The 14,105-nt window shown below is 73.7% G+C and carries 11 protein-coding genes, 1 tRNA gene and 1 pseudogene; 4 read left to right on the top strand and 9 right to left on the bottom strand.

Going from position 1 to position 14,105, the window contains the following annotated elements; genetic code table 11:
- Positions 1-96 precede the first annotated feature (96 nt).
- From ACWDD9_RS38500 to ACWDD9_RS38465, 8 genes are all read right to left on the bottom strand, one after another.
- Positions 97-1,809 (bottom strand): pyruvate dehydrogenase, encoded by a 1,713-nt coding sequence (locus tag ACWDD9_RS38500; RefSeq protein WP_049651777.1) that lies wholly within the window; start codon positions 1,807-1,809, stop codon positions 97-99.
- A 127-nt stretch (positions 1,810-1,936) separates the two neighbouring features.
- On the bottom strand, positions 1,937-4,345 hold the full coding sequence (locus ACWDD9_RS38495; RefSeq protein WP_449814173.1) for a glycoside hydrolase family 65 protein: 2,409 nt from the start codon (positions 4,343-4,345) through the stop codon (positions 1,937-1,939).
- Positions 4,342-5,091, bottom strand: coding sequence for an HAD family hydrolase (locus ACWDD9_RS38490; protein WP_449814172.1), 750 nt, complete (start codon positions 5,089-5,091; stop codon positions 4,342-4,344). The genes ACWDD9_RS38495 and ACWDD9_RS38490 overlap by 4 nt, the downstream gene beginning before the upstream one ends.
- 121 nt (positions 5,092-5,212) lie before the next feature.
- A complete protein-coding gene (locus ACWDD9_RS38485; RefSeq protein ID WP_049651767.1) occupies positions 5,213-6,013 on the bottom strand; it encodes a VOC family protein in 801 nt (266 codons plus the stop codon).
- 262 nt (positions 6,014-6,275) lie between these two features.
- Positions 6,276-6,767, bottom strand: a complete 492-nt coding sequence (locus ACWDD9_RS38480) for an SRPBCC family protein (protein WP_375876774.1) — start codon at positions 6,765-6,767, stop codon at positions 6,276-6,278.
- A 132-nt stretch (positions 6,768-6,899) separates the two neighbouring features.
- Positions 6,900-8,621, bottom strand: coding sequence for an LCP family protein (locus ACWDD9_RS38475; protein WP_117488958.1), 1,722 nt, complete (start codon positions 8,619-8,621; stop codon positions 6,900-6,902).
- A gap of 587 nt (positions 8,622-9,208) precedes the next feature.
- A tRNA-Lys gene (locus tag ACWDD9_RS38470) sits at positions 9,209-9,281 on the bottom strand.
- Positions 9,282-9,328: 47 nt separating this feature from the next.
- A complete protein-coding gene (locus ACWDD9_RS38465; RefSeq protein ID WP_449814171.1) occupies positions 9,329-10,108 on the bottom strand; it encodes a nucleotidyltransferase domain-containing protein in 780 nt (259 codons plus the stop codon).
- 195 nt (positions 10,109-10,303) lie between these two features.
- Here ACWDD9_RS38465 and ACWDD9_RS38460 point away from each other — a divergent pair, with 195 nt between their 5' ends.
- Together ACWDD9_RS38460 and ACWDD9_RS38455 are read left to right on the top strand one after the other, a co-directional pair.
- Complete coding sequence (locus ACWDD9_RS38460) at positions 10,304-11,065, top strand: SDR family oxidoreductase (protein ID WP_449814170.1); 762 nt, start codon at positions 10,304-10,306, stop codon at positions 11,063-11,065.
- Positions 11,066-11,177: 112 nt separating this feature from the next.
- Entirely contained in the window at positions 11,178-11,873 is a 696-nt protein-coding gene (locus tag ACWDD9_RS38455) for a tyrosine-protein phosphatase (RefSeq protein ID WP_449814169.1), read from the top strand.
- Positions 11,874-11,880: 7 nt separating this feature from the next.
- Here the strand turns inward: ACWDD9_RS38455 and ACWDD9_RS38450 are convergent.
- Positions 11,881-12,339, bottom strand: a pseudogene (locus ACWDD9_RS38450) (RICIN domain-containing protein); the annotation flags it as partial.
- Positions 12,340-12,473: 134 nt separating this feature from the next.
- Here ACWDD9_RS38450 and ACWDD9_RS38445 point away from each other — a divergent pair.
- Together ACWDD9_RS38445 and ACWDD9_RS38440 are read left to right on the top strand one after the other, a co-directional pair.
- Positions 12,474-13,568, top strand: a complete 1,095-nt coding sequence (locus tag ACWDD9_RS38445) for a hypothetical protein (protein ID WP_449814168.1) — start codon at positions 12,474-12,476, stop codon at positions 13,566-13,568.
- A 105-nt stretch (positions 13,569-13,673) separates the two neighbouring features.
- On the top strand, positions 13,674-14,009 hold the full coding sequence (locus ACWDD9_RS38440) for a hypothetical protein (RefSeq protein WP_074002063.1): 336 nt from the start codon (positions 13,674-13,676) through the stop codon (positions 14,007-14,009).
- The last annotated feature ends 96 nt before the right edge of the window (positions 14,010-14,105 follow it).

Below are 14,105 nucleotides of genomic sequence, written 5' to 3'. Positions count from 1 at the left end.
CCAGTGGACACCCGCCGTGCCGCACGGGCAAGAATTTTGCCTCAGAGGCAAGACCTCTCCGACAGGCCTCCTGACAGGCGCCCCGACCGGCCCCGCTCACGGCCGCGGGATGTTCCGCAGGTTGCTCCGGGCCAGGTCGACCATGCGTCCGACGCCGCCCGAGAGCACCGTCCTGCCCGCCGCCAGCGCGAAGCCCTTCAGCTGGGCGGCGGTGATGTGCGGCGGGATGGACAGCGCGTTGGGGTCGGTGACCACGTCCACGAGGGCCGGGCCCGGCCGCTCCAGCGCCTCGACCAGCACCTCCCGGACCCGGGCCGGCTCGGTCACCCGCTTGGCCTGGATGCCCATCGCCCGGGCGATCCCGGCGTAGTCCACGTCCCCGTTGTCGATCTCGAACTCCGGGTAGCCGGAGACCAGCATCTCCAGCTTGATCATGCCGAGCGCGCCGTTGTTGAAGACCACCGTCTTCACCGGCAGCCGGTGCTTGGCCACCGTGAGCAGCTCGCCGAGCAGCATGCCGATCCCGCCGTCGCCCGCCATCGCGACCACCTGCCGCCCGGGGCAGGCGAGTTGGGCGCCGATCGCGTGCGGGAGGGCGTTGGCCATCGAGCCGTGCAGGAAGGAGCCGATCACCCGGCGGCGGCCGTTGGGCTGGAGGTAGCGGGCGGCCCAGACGTTGTTCATGCCGGTGTCCACGGTGAACACGGCGTCCTCGGCGGCCACCTCGTCGAGCACCGAGGCGACGTACTCGGGGTGGATCGGCAGGTGCTTCTCGATGTCCCGGGTGTACGCGCCGATCACGTCCTCCAGCGACCGGCAGTGCTTGCGCAGCATCCCGTCCAGGAAGGCGCGGTCGCGCTTGGCGTCGAGCAGCGGCAGCACGGCCCGCAGGGTGGCGGCCACGTCGCCGTGGACGGCGAGTTCGAGGGCGGTGCGGCGGCCGAGCCGGGTGGCGTCGTGGTCGACCTGGACGGTGTGCGCCTGCGGCAGGAAGGAGTCGTACGGGAAGTCGGTGCCGAGCAGCACCACCAGGTCGGCGGAGTGCAGCGCCTCGTGGCAGGCCCCGTAGCCGAGCAGGCCGCTCATGCCCACGTCGTACGGGTTGTCGAACTGGATCCACTCCTTGCCGCGCAGGGAGTGGCCGATCGGCGCGTTCAGGGCCTGCGCGGCGGCCATCACCTCGGCGTGCGCCCCGCGCACCCCGGCGCCGCAGAACAGCACCACCTTGCGGGCGGCGTTGAGCAGCCGGGCCAGTTCCTGCACCTGGGACCAGGGCGGGGCGGCGACGGCCTGCTCGGTGAGGAAGTGGCTGGTGCCGGTGGGGGCGGCGGCGGAGAGCGCGGCGACGTCCCCGGGGAAGGCGAGCACCGAGACGCCGTGCGAGCCGAGCGCGTGCTGGACGGCGACCCGCAGCAGGCGGGGCAGCTGGGCGGGGGTCGAGAGCATCTCGCACCAGGTGCTGCAGTCGGTGAACACCCGCTCGGGGTGGGTCTCCTGGAAGAAGCCGGTGCCGATCTGCCCGGACGGGATGTGCGAGGCGAGCGCGAGCACGGGCAGGCCGCTGCGCTGGGCGTCGTACAGCCCCTGGACGAGGTGGGTGTTGCCGGGGCCGCAGGAGCCGGCGCAGACCGCGAGCCGGCCGGAGAGTTCGGCCTCGGCGGCGGCCGCGAAGGCGCCGGCCTCCTCGTTGCGCACGTGCACCCAGCTGATGCCGTCGGCCCGCCGGATGGCGTCCACGACGGGGTTGAGGCTGTCCCCGACGACGCCGTAGACCCGCTCCACCCCGGCCTGCCGGAGCACCTCCACCATCTGTTCGGCCACGCTCGGCACGGCGGCGACTCCTTCGCTGGGGCGGCTCCACGGGACACCAGCACTCTCCGGGGCGGCCGGGGGCGGCGCAGCCGGGGCGGGGCGAACGGGTGAGGGGTGCGGGCTGCTACTCGGCCGCCAGGTGGTCCTGCTGGCCGAGCTTGCCCGCCGCGAGGCCGGCCTGGGGCTTGCGGCGGCCGGGTTCGCGGCCCGGGGGCTGGGCGACCCGCTCCTGGGCGGGCGGGGCGGTGGTCGGCAGGGTGACCGGGGCACCGGACTTGACCTGCACCGCCTCGCCGTCGTGCCGGACGTGGAGGACCTCGCCGCGGCGCAGCGTGTACGTCGTCCGCTCGTGGGTGATCTCGACGCCGAGCAGGTGCCCGCGCACCAGCAGCGAGAAGCTCAGCCGCATCAGCCCGGACGGCAGCCGGGGCCGGAACGAGAGCGCCTCGCCGTGGTCGCGCAGCCCGCCGAAGCCGGCCACCAGGGCGATGCAGGCCCCGGCGAGCGAGGCCATGTGCAGGCCGTCGCGGGTGTTGCCGCCGAGGTCGTGCAGGTCCATCAGCGCGGCCTCGGCCGTGTAGTCGTAGGCGAGGTCGAGCTGGCCGACCTCGGCGGCGATCACCGCCTGGGTGCAGGCGGAGAGCGAGGAGTCCCGGACGGTCAGCCGCTCGTAGTAGGCGAAGTTGCGGACCTTCTGCTCGTCGGTGAAGGCGTCGCCGCGGACCTGCATGGCGAGCACCAGGTCGGCCTGCTTGACCACCTGCTTCCGGTACAGGTCGAAGTACGGGTAGTGCAGCAGCAGCGGGTAGTTCTCCGGCGGGGTGTGCTCGAAGTCCCAGACCTGGTGGTGGGTGAAGCCGTCGGCCTGCGGGTGCACGCCGAGGTCCTCGTCGTACGGGATGTACATCGCGGCGGCCGCGTCGCGCCAGGCGGCGGTCTCCTCGGTGTCCACGCCGAGCAGCGCGGCCTCGTGCGGGTTGCGGACGGCGGCCTCGGCGGCGGCGCGCAGGTTGGTCTGCGCCATCAGGTTGGTGAAGACGTTGTTGTCCGCGACGGCGCTGTACTCGTCGGGGCCGGTGACGCCCTCGATGCGGAACCTCCCGGCCACGTCGTGGTGGCCGAGCGAGCGCCACATCCGGGCGGTCTCGACGAGCAGTTCGAGCCCGTACTCGCGCTCGAACTCCGCGTCGCCGGTGGCCCGGACGTAGCGGGCGACGGCGGCGGCGATGTCGGCGCCGATGTGGAAGGCCGCGGTGCCGGCCGGCCAGTACCCGGAGCACTCCTCGCCGCGGATCGTCCGCCACGGGAACACCGCGCCGGACAGGCCGAGTTGGACCGCCCGCTCGCGGGCCAGCGGCAGGGTGGTGTGCCGCCAGCGCAGGGCCTGGTTGACGGCGGCGGGCAGGCAGTAGGTGAGCACCGGCAGGACGAAGGTCTCGGTGTCCCAGAAGCTGTGCCCGTCGTAGCCGGGCCCGGTCAGCCCCTTGGCGGGGATGGCCCGCTCCTCGCTGCGGGCGCCGGCCTGCAGGACGTGGAAGACGGCGAACCGGACGGCCTGCTGGAGTTCGACGTCGCCCTCGATCTCGATGTCGCTGGTCTCCCAGAACTCCTGGAGGAATTCGGCCTGTTCGGCGATCAGCCCGTCCCAGCCGGTGTACCGGGCGGCGGTCAGCGCGGCCTCCACCTGGTCCCGGACGGCGGGCAGCGAGCGGGTGCCGGACCAGCCGTAGGCCATGAACTTGGTCAGCCGCAGCCGCTGTCCGGCCTTGAGCACGGTGGTGACGCTGATCCGGCACTGGTCGGCGTCGGCCTCGGCGACGGTGTCGGACTTCTCCGGCCCCTCGATGATGTGGTCCATCCCGGCCGCGACCCGGATGCCGCTGTACCGGGTGCGGTGCACCAGGATGGCCTTGGTCCCGCTGGCGTGGTGCGCCTCGGGCTGCAGCGGCGCCTCCAGCACGGCGGCGGCCCGCGGGTCGCCCTCGGGGCCGCCGGGCAGCTGCTCGTTGGCGACCAGCTCGGACTGGAGCACGATCCGCACCGGGCCGTCCACCGCCTCGACGCTGTACTCGACGGCGGCGACGGCCCGCTGGGTGAGCGAGACCAGTCGGGAGGAGCGCACCCTGATCGTCCGCCCGGCCGGGGAGGTCCACTCCGCCTCGCGGTGCAGCAGGCCCTCGCGGACGTCCAACCAGCGCTTGTGGCTGACGAGTTCGCCGTAGCGCAGGTCGAAGGGCTCGTCGTCCACCAGCAGCCGGATGATCTTGCCGTTGGTCACGTTGATGACGCTCTGGCTGGACTCCGGGTAGCCGTAGCCGCCCTCGCCGTACGGCAGCGGGCGCAGCTCGAAGACGCCGTTGAGGTAGGTGCCGGGCAGGCCGTGCGGCTCGCCCTCGTCCAGGTTGGCGCGCAGGCCGATGTGGCCGTTGGAGAGCGCGAAGACCGACTCGGCGCGGGCCATCGAGGCCAGGTCCAGGCCCTGTTCGGTGATCTGCCAGGGGTCGATCGCGAAGTTCTTGTCCCCGGGAGTCATGCCTTCCCCTCCCCCAGGAGCTCGGAGAGGTCCTGGACGACCACGGTGGCGCCGTCCCGGCGCAGTTCGGCGGCCTGGCCGGTGCGGTCCACCCCGACCACCGCGCCGAAGCCGCCGGCCCGGCCGGAGGCGACCCCGGCGAGCGCGTCCTCGAAGACCGCGGCGTGGGCGGGTTCGACGCCGAGGGCGCGGGCGGCGTACAGGTAGGTGTCGGGGGCGGGCTTGCCGGGCAGTCCCTCGGCCTTGGCGGTGTTGCCGTCCACGATCACCTCGAACAGTTCCTCAATGCCGGCCGCCCGCAGCACGTCCCGGCAGTTGGCGCTGGAGGAGACCACGGCGCTGGGCAGCCCGGCCGCGCGCAGCCGGTGCACGTAGTCGACCGAGCCCTGGTACGCCTGGACGCCCTGCTCCCGGATCAGCCGCAGCACGGTGTCGTTCTTGGCCCGGCTGATCCCTTGCACCGTGGGGGAGTTGGGCGGATCGTCCGGGGTGCCCTCGGGCAGGTCGACGCCCCGGCTGCGCAGGAACGCGCGGGTGCCGTCCAGGCGCGGGCGGCCGTCCACGTAGGTGTCGTAGTCGGTGACGGCGTCGAAGGGGACGAACTGGCCGCCGGTGCGGGCGGCTTCGGCGCGCAGGAAGGCGTCGAAGGTGTCCTTCCAGGCCGCGGCGTGCACCTTCGCGGTCTGGGTGAGCACCCCGTCGAGGTCGAAGAGGAAAGCACGGATGTCGTCCGGTAGCCCCAGCATGGGTGCAGTCTTACCCGGGAACGGGGGGAAGCCGCCCATTTCCCGGCGGCGCGTCGCGGGAAGGGCGGCTTCCGGTTGCCCGTCCGGGCCCGGGCTGGGCAGGGACGGCGCCGGGGCGGCGTTACGGCGAGTCGGGCATCTGCGCCTCGGGCGCCTCGATGACCGCGAAGACCGCGCCCTGCGGGTCCTGGACCACCGCCATCCGGCCGGACTGCATGTCGAAGGCCGGCTGGATCACCGAGCCGCCCGCCTTGACCAGGGCGTCCACCGTGGAGTCGGCGCCGTCCACCGAGAAGTAGGTCATCCAGTGCGAGGGCGTCCCGGCCGCCAGGTAGCCGGGGATCGCCTGCATGCCGCCCACCGTGCGGTCGGCGACGTTGAGCGAGAAGTAGCCGTCCATGCCCTGGATGGTGGCCGGGCGCAGCCCGAGGGCCGGCTGGTAGAAGCGGCCGGCCGCGCCGGTGTCGGCGGTGTTGAGCTCGTTCCAGACCAGTGCGCCGGGCTCGTTGACCACGCCCGCGCCGATGAAGTCCATCGCCTGCCAGACCCCGAACACCGCGCCGGTCGGGTCGGCGGCGACCAGCATCCGGCCGATCGTGCCGACGTCCATCGGGTCGTAGAGGACCGTGCCGCCGGCCTCGGTGATGGACGCCCGGGCCGCGTCGGCGTCGTCCGAGGCGAGGTAGGTGGTCCAGGCGACGGGCGGCGTCGGCTGCCCCTCGGGCGCCGCCTGCGCCATGATCCCGGCGACCGGCCGGCCGTTGAGCATGCACACGGCGTAGCCGCCGAACTCGGCCGGGCCGACCTCGCCCTGCCAGCCGAACAGGTCGCGGTAGAAGTCGAGCGCGGCCTGCTGGTCGCTCGCCATCAGGTCGACCCAGCACGGGGTGCCGGGCTTGTACGGATCGGTGACTACGGGCATTGCTGGGCCTCCCGGAGGCGGTGGTGGCCGGCTGTGGTGGTCGGGACGGTCGGAGCGGTCGGGCCCTCGTCCCGGCCGGGCCCGGTGGGGGTACGGCCCGGCCGGGACGACGGCGGTACACCGCCACCTTCGGTCCGCCGTCGCGATCCCGCCACCGGACGGCGCCCTGGCGGGCGACCGGCGGCCGGACCGTCACGGGGCTCGGGCGGGGTGCTCACGGGCTGTTCACCGGGGCTGTTCCCCGAGCTCCTCCCCGGGCTGCTCACGGGGCGTCGTGGTGGTGCCCGGTGACGAAGTACGGCTGCACCTTGCCGCTCTGCGCGTAGTCCTTGAGCCGGACCAGCAGTTCGGCCCAGGTGCCGGCCACCGCCGGGACGCCGTCCTCGCTGCCCGGCTGCCAGCCGCCGTGCCGGAACAGCAGCCGGGTGCGCCCGGGCGCGGCGGGCCGGCCGGGCTCGGAGGCGGTGGGCTCGTCGGGGGCGACGGGCTGGTCGGACAGTTCCCAGCTGATCCAGGTGCCGGCCCAGTGCGGTGGGAAGGACCCGGCGTTGGTCCACACCACCCGGTCCCGGTCGGCCCGCTCCACCCGCAGCCGGAACGGCTCGGGGACGTCGGGGAAGTCGAACAGCAGGACGTCGCCGTCCCGGTCCACGCCGGTGGTCCACCAGGCGGTCAGCCCGTCGTGCGTGGTGAGTGCGGCGAGCACCACGTCCCGGGGCGCGGCGATGTCGAGCTGGAGGGCGATCTCGGGCATGGGTCCGCCTTTCGGTGGCCGCCGGACTCCCTTACGCCCACCATGGCACGACCCCCGGGCCCGCGCGCCCCGGAGGGCGCCGGCCCGGGGGTCGTCCCCGTCGTTCCGGTGGGTGCGGTCGTTCCGGTGCGGTCAGCCGCCGCTGCCGTAACTGGTGTTCGCGCAGATGTCGTCGTCCGCCGAGCGGGCGTCGTTGGTGATGGTGGTCGGCAGCGGCTGCGGGGGCGCCGGGACGCCCGGAGTGGCGGCCGTCGCGCCGCCGCCGGCGGGGGCACCGGTCGACATCCCCATCGCGGCCGCGAAGTCCTGGCCGGTGATCACCGAGATGCCCCGGGCGGTGCTGGACTCCAGGCTGGCGCCGGGGAACAGCGCGGCGACCTTCTCGGCGTTCGCCTTCTGCCCGGTGCCGTACTCGATCGTGGTGGTCTTGTACTTGGTGCTCGCGGCCTGGCCCGCCGTGCTGGCGGTGAACTTGGCACCCTTCAGCAGTTCGGTCGCCTTGCCGGCCAGGCCGTTGGTCATCGTCCCGTTGTAGACCGCCACCCTGATCGCCGAGTTGGACGTGTCCGCGGCCGGGGCGGCCGGGGTGGTGGGCGCGGCGGGCTGCTGCGGAGCCGGGCCGGTGCCGTCCGCCGGGGCGTCCGGCTGCTGGCCGGTGGCGTTCTGGCCGTCGATGGTCTGGTCGGCCTTGAGGGTCTCCCAGAGCTTGTTGGCGTCCGGCTGGACCAGGTCGAGGTCCTTGTCCTGGGTGCGGAAGCGCCAGGGTGCCGTCACGAACTTCAGGTCGTGCATGTCGATGTTCTTCAGCGACAGGCCGAAGGAGGCAAGCTTGTCGGCCGAGTCCAGGCCCGGGTCGACGACCAGCGACTTGGTCGCGGCGTCGGCCAGCGGCAGGAGGGTGGTGGGGTTCATCCCCTCCTTCTTGATCTTGGTGGCGAGCGAGCCGAGGAAGGCCTGCTGGCGCTTCATCCGGCCGATGTCCGAGCCGTCGCCGATGCCGTGCCGCAGCCGGACGTAGTCGAGCGCCTGCTGGCCCTCGACGGTCTGCTTGCCCTGCGGGAGGACGAGGTCGCCCTTCCTCTTCAGGTTGGGGTTGATGTCCCCCTCGTAGATCGGCTTCGGCAGGCAGATGTCCACGCCGTTCACGGCCTTGGTCATCGCGGCGAAGCCGTTGAAGTCGACGACCAGGGTGTGGTCGACGCGGATTCCGGTGAGCTTCTCCACCGTGTTCTGGGTGCAGGCCGGGTTGCCGTCGTCGCTGCCGCCCATCGAGAACGCGGCGTTGAACAGGTCGGTGTTGCCGCCCTTGGTCCACTTGCCGTTGGGCAGCTTGCAGGACGGCAGCTCGACCTTGGCGTTGCGCGGTATCGAGATGCCGACGGCGTGCTTGTGGTCGGCGTAGACGTGCAGCAGGATCGTGGTGTCCGAGCGGGCGCCGCCGTCGTCGGCGCCGCCGCCGAGGTCGGAGTTGTTCTTGCCGCGGCTGTCCGAGCCGATCAGCAGCACGTTGACCGGCCTGTTGCCGTCCGCGTCGGCCTTCGCCTCCGGGGGGCGGTTGCGGGCTATGGCGTCGGCGTCGAAGGACTTGATGTTGGCGTTCAGCTTGAGGTAGATCGCGCCGCCGACACCGGCGATGACCACCAGCACGCCCGCCGTCGACCAGGCGACGATCTTCTTCACGTTCTTCTTGGGCTTGGCGCTCTTGCGCGCCGCGGCCCGGCCGCCGCCCGCGGCGGCCGCGGCACCCGCGGTGGCCGAACCGCCACCCTTGCCCTGCGCGGCACGGCGGGCCTCCGCCCGGCCACCGCTGCGCGGACCGGGCACTGGGCTCTCCGCACCTTCCGTCGTGGGCATGTCCTCGCCCCGAGCCGGGCTCTCGCCCCTCCGACCTGACATGCGCGTACCTTTCACCGACGGAAGCGACGCCCCTGACGATCCGGCGCACCGCACACAGAGAGACGGCCCGAACCGTTCCCAGGTTGCACATACGACCGTCACCACTAACCGACGATCGTGGCTTCCGATCATATTTAGGCCCGACACGATCACCGACCCTCGGCCCTCGGACAACCCCGCCGACCGACGGGCAACACCACCGCAGAACAGTCGAAAACGCCCGATTACGACGTGACCCATGCCACTCCACCGGTCCCCGTCCACACCGAATTCCAGCCACCGGCACGGCAGGTGGGGGCGCCACGCGATCGGCACCGACCGCGGGGCGCGAACCGGCCACGGACGACAGCGGATCGGCCCACCCCAGGCGTAGGCACCCCAACGCCCTCACACGCACCGGAGTTGGGCACGCGGGGCAGGCCCGGGCGGCTTCCGCCAGGACCGGCCACGGCCCGTGCCGGTGCGCGGCTCCGGGCGGCGGAACGCCCGCGCCCGGGAACGACGGAGGCCGGATCGGAGAACATCCCGATCCGGCCTCGGTGCGGTGGGGCGCCAGGGGCTCGAACCCTGAACCTACGGATTAAAAGTCCGCAGCTCTGCCAATTGAGCTAGCGCCCCGCGGCCCTGGAACACCCGGGGTTCCGGGTGGGAGGACCACGGCGATCCTACCCGGTGGGGCCCAGGGCTCCGCCAGTGGATTGCGCGGGCGTGCCGGGGTTGTGGAGCGGGTCTTGAGGCGGTGTGTAGTGGGCGGCGCGGACCCGGCGGAGCCAGGCCTCGACGGGGCGCGGGTCGGGCGCGGCGGGCAGCACGCCGGGGCCGGCGAGGCGGTCGGCGGCGCCGGCCAGCAGGCCCTCCGCGAGGGTGGGGTGGTCGGCGATGCGTTCGCCCAGTTCGCGGATGCGTTCGGGGTCGGGCAGCCGGATCAGGTTGCGGCCGGTCTCGTGCAGGCGGACGGCCTGCTCGACCAGCCGGACCAGGTGCCGGGCGTGCTTGGCGGCCCGGCGGCGGGTGGCCGGGTCGGTGGTGTCGCGGGTCAGCAGCTTGCGGAACTGCTGGTCGGCGTAGCCGAGGTAGGCCTTCCGTACGGCCGGTGCGCTGAGGAAGGCCGTGCGCAGGCCGACCAGTTCGTCGCCGAGCGGGGTGCGGACCTCGTAGAGCCCGTCCGGCAGCCAGACCAGCTCGGAGGCGGTCGGGTTGCAGTTCAGCGCCAGCCGGCACCACTTGGCGGCCTCGTGCAGGGTGAGGTCCGGCGCGGTGGTCACCTGGGACTCGGCCGGGCGGTGCAGGCCGTGCAACTCCTCGGTGGGGGTGGCGAACAGGCCCAGCCGGTCGAGGTCGGAGCCGGCGTGGGCGAAGCCGTACGCGGTGGAGCCGACGATGCCCGAGAGCAGCACCGTGCCGGGGACGGACGGAAGGGCGGGAGCAACGGGAACGGCGGACATCGGCGGACTCCTCTCGTACGGACGGGCGGGCACCGCATCCTCGTCCGGGCATCCTCGCCGGAGCGGGCCGCGCCGGGCGAGCGAATTCCGCTCCGGCGCCGGCCCGGCCGCCGAAGAGCCGGGCCCCGAGGATCGCGGCCCCGCGGGCGGCCGCGGCGGGTGTCCCCGGCCGGGCCGCCGGGTAGCGTACGGGCCATGTCGACCACCCTGACCGATGAGGTCCTGATCGTCACCGGCGCCAGCCGCGGCATCGGTGCCGCCACCGCCCTGCTGGCCGCCCGCCGCGGCTACCGGGTCTGCGTCAACTACCGTACGGACGAGGCCAACGCGGCCGCCGTCGTGGAGAAGATCCGGGCCGACGGCGGCACCGCCCTCGCGGTCCGCGCCGATGTCAGCCGCACCGCCGAGGTGGAGCGGCTGTTCACCACCGTGGACGCCGAACTCGGCCCGCTCACCGGGCTGGTGAACAACGCCGGCACGCTGGAGAAGCAGTGCCGGCTGGAGGAGATCGACGAGGACCGGCTGAACCGGATCTGGGCCGCCAACATCACCGGCCCGTTCCTCTGCGCGGCCCAGGCCGTCCGCCGGATGTCCACCCGGCACGGCGGGCGCGGCGGCGCCATCGTCAACGTCGGCTCGGCGGCCTCCCGGATCGGCTCGCCGAACGAGTACGTCGACTACGCGGCCGCCAAGGGCGCGGTGGACTCGATGACCCGCGGCCTGGCCCTGGAGGTCGCCGCCGAGGGCATCCGGGTCAACACGGTGCGACCGGGGCTGATCCACACCGGCATCCACGCGCTCGGCGGCGAGCCCGGCCGGGTCGACCGGGTCGCGCCCAACCTGCCGATGCGCCGCGGCGGGCAGCCGGAGGAGGTCGCCGAGGCGGTCCTCTTCCTGCTCTCCCCGGCGGCCTCGTACACCACGGGGGCGTTCCTGGAGGTCTCGGGCGGGCGCTGAACAGCCCGGTTCCGTACCGGAGGGGGCCGGTTTCGGCCAGCGTCGTCCCGCCACCGAGCGGCCCCCTCCGGTTTCCTTCCGCCCGTCCGCCCCCGCCCGTACGGTGGTGGCCATGACCGACGCCTTCATCGACATCCCCGGTGTGCGCAACTTCCGTGACGCGGGCGGGATCGGCGCCCTCCGCCGGGGCGTGCTGTACCGCTCCGGGTCCTTCCACACCCTCACCGAGGAGGGCGCCCGGCGGCTCAAGGCGCTCGGCCTGCGGACGGTGTTCGACCTGCGCAGCGCGTTCGAGCTGCAGACCTGGCCGGACCAGCGGCACGGCCTCGACCACGAGTCCCTCAACCTGCCGACCCTGCCCGCCGACCGCAAGGACGTCGACCGGCCCTGGCCCGAGGACCAGACGGCCCTCTACCCCTTCATGGCCGAGACGGCCGGCCCCTCGCTGGCCGCCGTGGTCCGCCGCCTCGCCGCGCCGGACTCACTGGCCGCCGTCGTCCACTGCGCCGTCGGCAAGGACCGCACCGGCCTCACCATCGCCGTCCTCCAGTCCCTGCTGGGCGCCTCCGAGGCCGAGATCACCACCGACTTCCTGCGCTCCAACGTCGGCCTCGGCCTCGACAAGGGCCCCACCCCGTACGTCGACGAGACCGGCACCGAGCGGATCTCCCGCCCGGTCGACGCCGGGCACCTCGCCTCCTCGCTGGCCTGGATCCACGACCAGCACGGCAGCGTCCCCGACTACCTCCGCCACCACGGCACGACGGACGCCGAACTCGACGCCGTCCGCGCCAAGCTCTCGGACTGACCGGCCGTCAGCCCTCCCGGCGCTCGAAGCGCCACCACTGCGCCGGGGTGTCGGCGTCCTCCCGCTGGTGGACGTCGGCCTCCGGGGTGTCGCCCGCCGTCAGGGGCTTGCCGCTGATGAAGCTGGTCACCGTGTAGGTGCCCGGGGCGTCGACGTGGGCCTCCAGCAGCCACTCCTGGGCGCCGAAGGCGTTGGCCGACCACTGCTGGATCCGGACGCCGTCCTCCGTCGAGGCGCCGGCGACGTCCAGGCGCTTCCCGCTGCCGACGTTCTCGATGTGGAACAGCGCGCCGCCCGGGTGGACGGCGGTGAGCCGCCAGAGCCGGGCGTCGCTGCCGTCGTCCGCGCCGAGGACGATCCGGGCGCCGCTGCGCCGGGAGCCGTCGGCGACCCGCAGCAGCAGGCCGCTGCCGACGTTGCGGACGAGGTAGCTGCCGTCGGTGATCGCGGAGTCTGTCACGACCGCAGTCTGCCACCGGGCACCGACAGGCCGTCCCGCACCGCCGTACGGGCCACCCTGCGGGCCGCCGGCCGAGGGCTCTGAGCCGGGGGCGCGGAGGAGTTTCCGCCGGACCGGCCCCGCCCCCTATGCTGCGGCGAATGTCCACCGAGCAGATACCGTCGCACCGTCAACAGCCCACCTTCTCCGAAGCCGTGGCCGCCCTGGAGGCCGTGGTCGCGGCCGGGGACGACGAGCGGTTCGGGCCCGCCCTCGGCCTGGTCGGCGGGCTGTTCGGCGCGGCCGACCCGGCGGAGCGGGTGGCGGCCGGTCCCCGGCTGGCCGCGCTGCTGCCGGACGCCCCGTCCTTCCCCCGCGCACACCTGGCCATGGTGGTGGGCGCCTGCGTGGAGCACGGCGCCGACCCGGTGGCCTGCTCCGGCCCGGTGCTGGCCGGTCTGCGCGGGGCGCTGACCGGCGCGCAGCTGCTGGTCCGGCGCTGGGTCTCCACCGGCGGCGGCCCGCTGCCCAGCGCGGAGGAGGACGATCCGGCCGAGGCGCACGAGCGGATCGCCGACCCGGCGCACCTGGACGAGTGGCACGCGCACCTGGCCGTGGTCGCCTGGTGGACGCTGCACCTGTGGCAGCAGGCGGCCTGGGCGGTGTACGCGCACGCGGAGGTCCGGGCCGAGGCCCGCGCCTCGGGCGTGACCGAGGTGCTCCTGGAGCTGTTCGACCGCTACCAGGGCGAGCAGCACGACTTCAAGGGCCTGGTCCACCTGGCGCTGATGCTGGACGACGAGCCGCTGCTGGTGCTCGACCGCCCCACCGGCACCGGCTACCTGCTGCGGATGAGCGGCCTGAGCGACACCTTCCAGCTGCACACCCTGCTCGCCGACGTGCTGATCGGCGGCGGCCACCTGCCCGGCACCCCGCAGGAGCGGGAGGTGGTGGCGTTGGCCCGGACGGCGTTCCTGGACGGCCGCCGGGTGATCGCCACCGGTGCCTTCAACCTGGTCGCGCCGGACGGCTCCTGGATCTGGAACGAGGGGACGCCGGGCGATATCCCGGTGGTGGACGGCGTGCGCACCCTGGTGCTGGAGCCGCTGCCGTACGAGCGCAGCTGGTCGGCCGGGCGGTTCATCCAGGAGGTTCCGGGCGACCTGCGGCTGGAGCGGGTGCTCGACCCGGTGGAGGCCGCCCGCCGGCTGGCCGCCACGGTGCCGGGGCAGACGCCCGCCGAGGCGTTCCGGTAGACCGGGCGCTCCGGGTCCAGGCGTTCCGGGAGGCCCCGACGGCCCCGCCCGTTCACCGGGTTAGGGTCGGAAGCCGACACAGCCCCCCTACGAGTGGAGTCGACGATGGCGAAGGTCCCGAACGTGATCGCGGCCGCCGCGCCCGCCGCGCTGACCGCGGCGAGCGGTCTGGTCGGCGGTTACGGCGTCGCCCGCTGGAGCGGCCGGCGCGAACTGGGCGGCGCGGTGCTGGCGGTGGCCGGCGCCGGGGCGGCCGCGCAGTGGCGCCGGAGCTCGGGCACGGGCACCGCGGCGGCGCTGACCGGCCTGTACGTGGCGGCCTTCGGCGGCTCGCACCCGCTGGCGAAGAAGATCGGCGCCTGGCCGTCCGTGTTCGCGGTGACCGGCGTGGTCGCGGCGGCCTCCACGGCCGCGACGGCGCTCTCCGCCCGCAAGCGCTAGCTGTACTGACCACGGAGGTTGGTGACAGGGCTCACGGCCGGGTGATCTTGAAATGAGTGAGGGCCTTCTGGCTCGGTGTGGATTGCGACATCTGCA

It is taken from the genome of Kitasatospora sp. NPDC001119, assembly GCF_053598475.1.
This window is presented reverse-complemented; position numbering and strand designations above follow the sequence as displayed.

What these genes read in the sequence shown, in the direction of transcription:
- ACWDD9_RS38445 (WP_449814168.1), top strand. Translation starts at nt 12,474, where the DNA reads ATGTCCACCGAGCAGATACCGTCGCACCGTCAACAGCCCACCTTCTCC.
- ACWDD9_RS38495 (WP_449814173.1), bottom strand. Translation starts at nt 4,345, where the DNA reads ATGACTCCCGGGGACAAGAACTTCGCGATCGACCCCTGGCAGATCACC.
- ACWDD9_RS38490 (WP_449814172.1), bottom strand. Translation starts at nt 5,091, where the DNA reads ATGCTGGGGCTACCGGACGACATCCGTGCTTTCCTCTTCGACCTCGAC.
- ACWDD9_RS38440 (WP_074002063.1), top strand. Translation starts at nt 13,674, where the DNA reads ATGGCGAAGGTCCCGAACGTGATCGCGGCCGCCGCGCCCGCCGCGCTG.
- ACWDD9_RS38485 (WP_049651767.1), bottom strand. Translation starts at nt 6,013, where the DNA reads ATGCCCGTAGTCACCGATCCGTACAAGCCCGGCACCCCGTGCTGGGTC.
- ACWDD9_RS38500 (WP_049651777.1), bottom strand. Translation starts at nt 1,809, where the DNA reads ATGGTGGAGGTGCTCCGGCAGGCCGGGGTGGAGCGGGTCTACGGCGTC.
- ACWDD9_RS38480 (WP_375876774.1), bottom strand. Translation starts at nt 6,767, where the DNA reads ATGCCCGAGATCGCCCTCCAGCTCGACATCGCCGCGCCCCGGGACGTG.
- ACWDD9_RS38475 (WP_117488958.1), bottom strand. Translation starts at nt 8,621, where the DNA reads ATGCCCACGACGGAAGGTGCGGAGAGCCCAGTGCCCGGTCCGCGCAGC.
- ACWDD9_RS38455 (WP_449814169.1), top strand. Translation starts at nt 11,178, where the DNA reads ATGACCGACGCCTTCATCGACATCCCCGGTGTGCGCAACTTCCGTGAC.
- ACWDD9_RS38460 (WP_449814170.1), top strand. Translation starts at nt 10,304, where the DNA reads ATGTCGACCACCCTGACCGATGAGGTCCTGATCGTCACCGGCGCCAGC.
- ACWDD9_RS38465 (WP_449814171.1), bottom strand. Translation starts at nt 10,108, where the DNA reads ATGTCCGCCGTTCCCGTTGCTCCCGCCCTTCCGTCCGTCCCCGGCACG.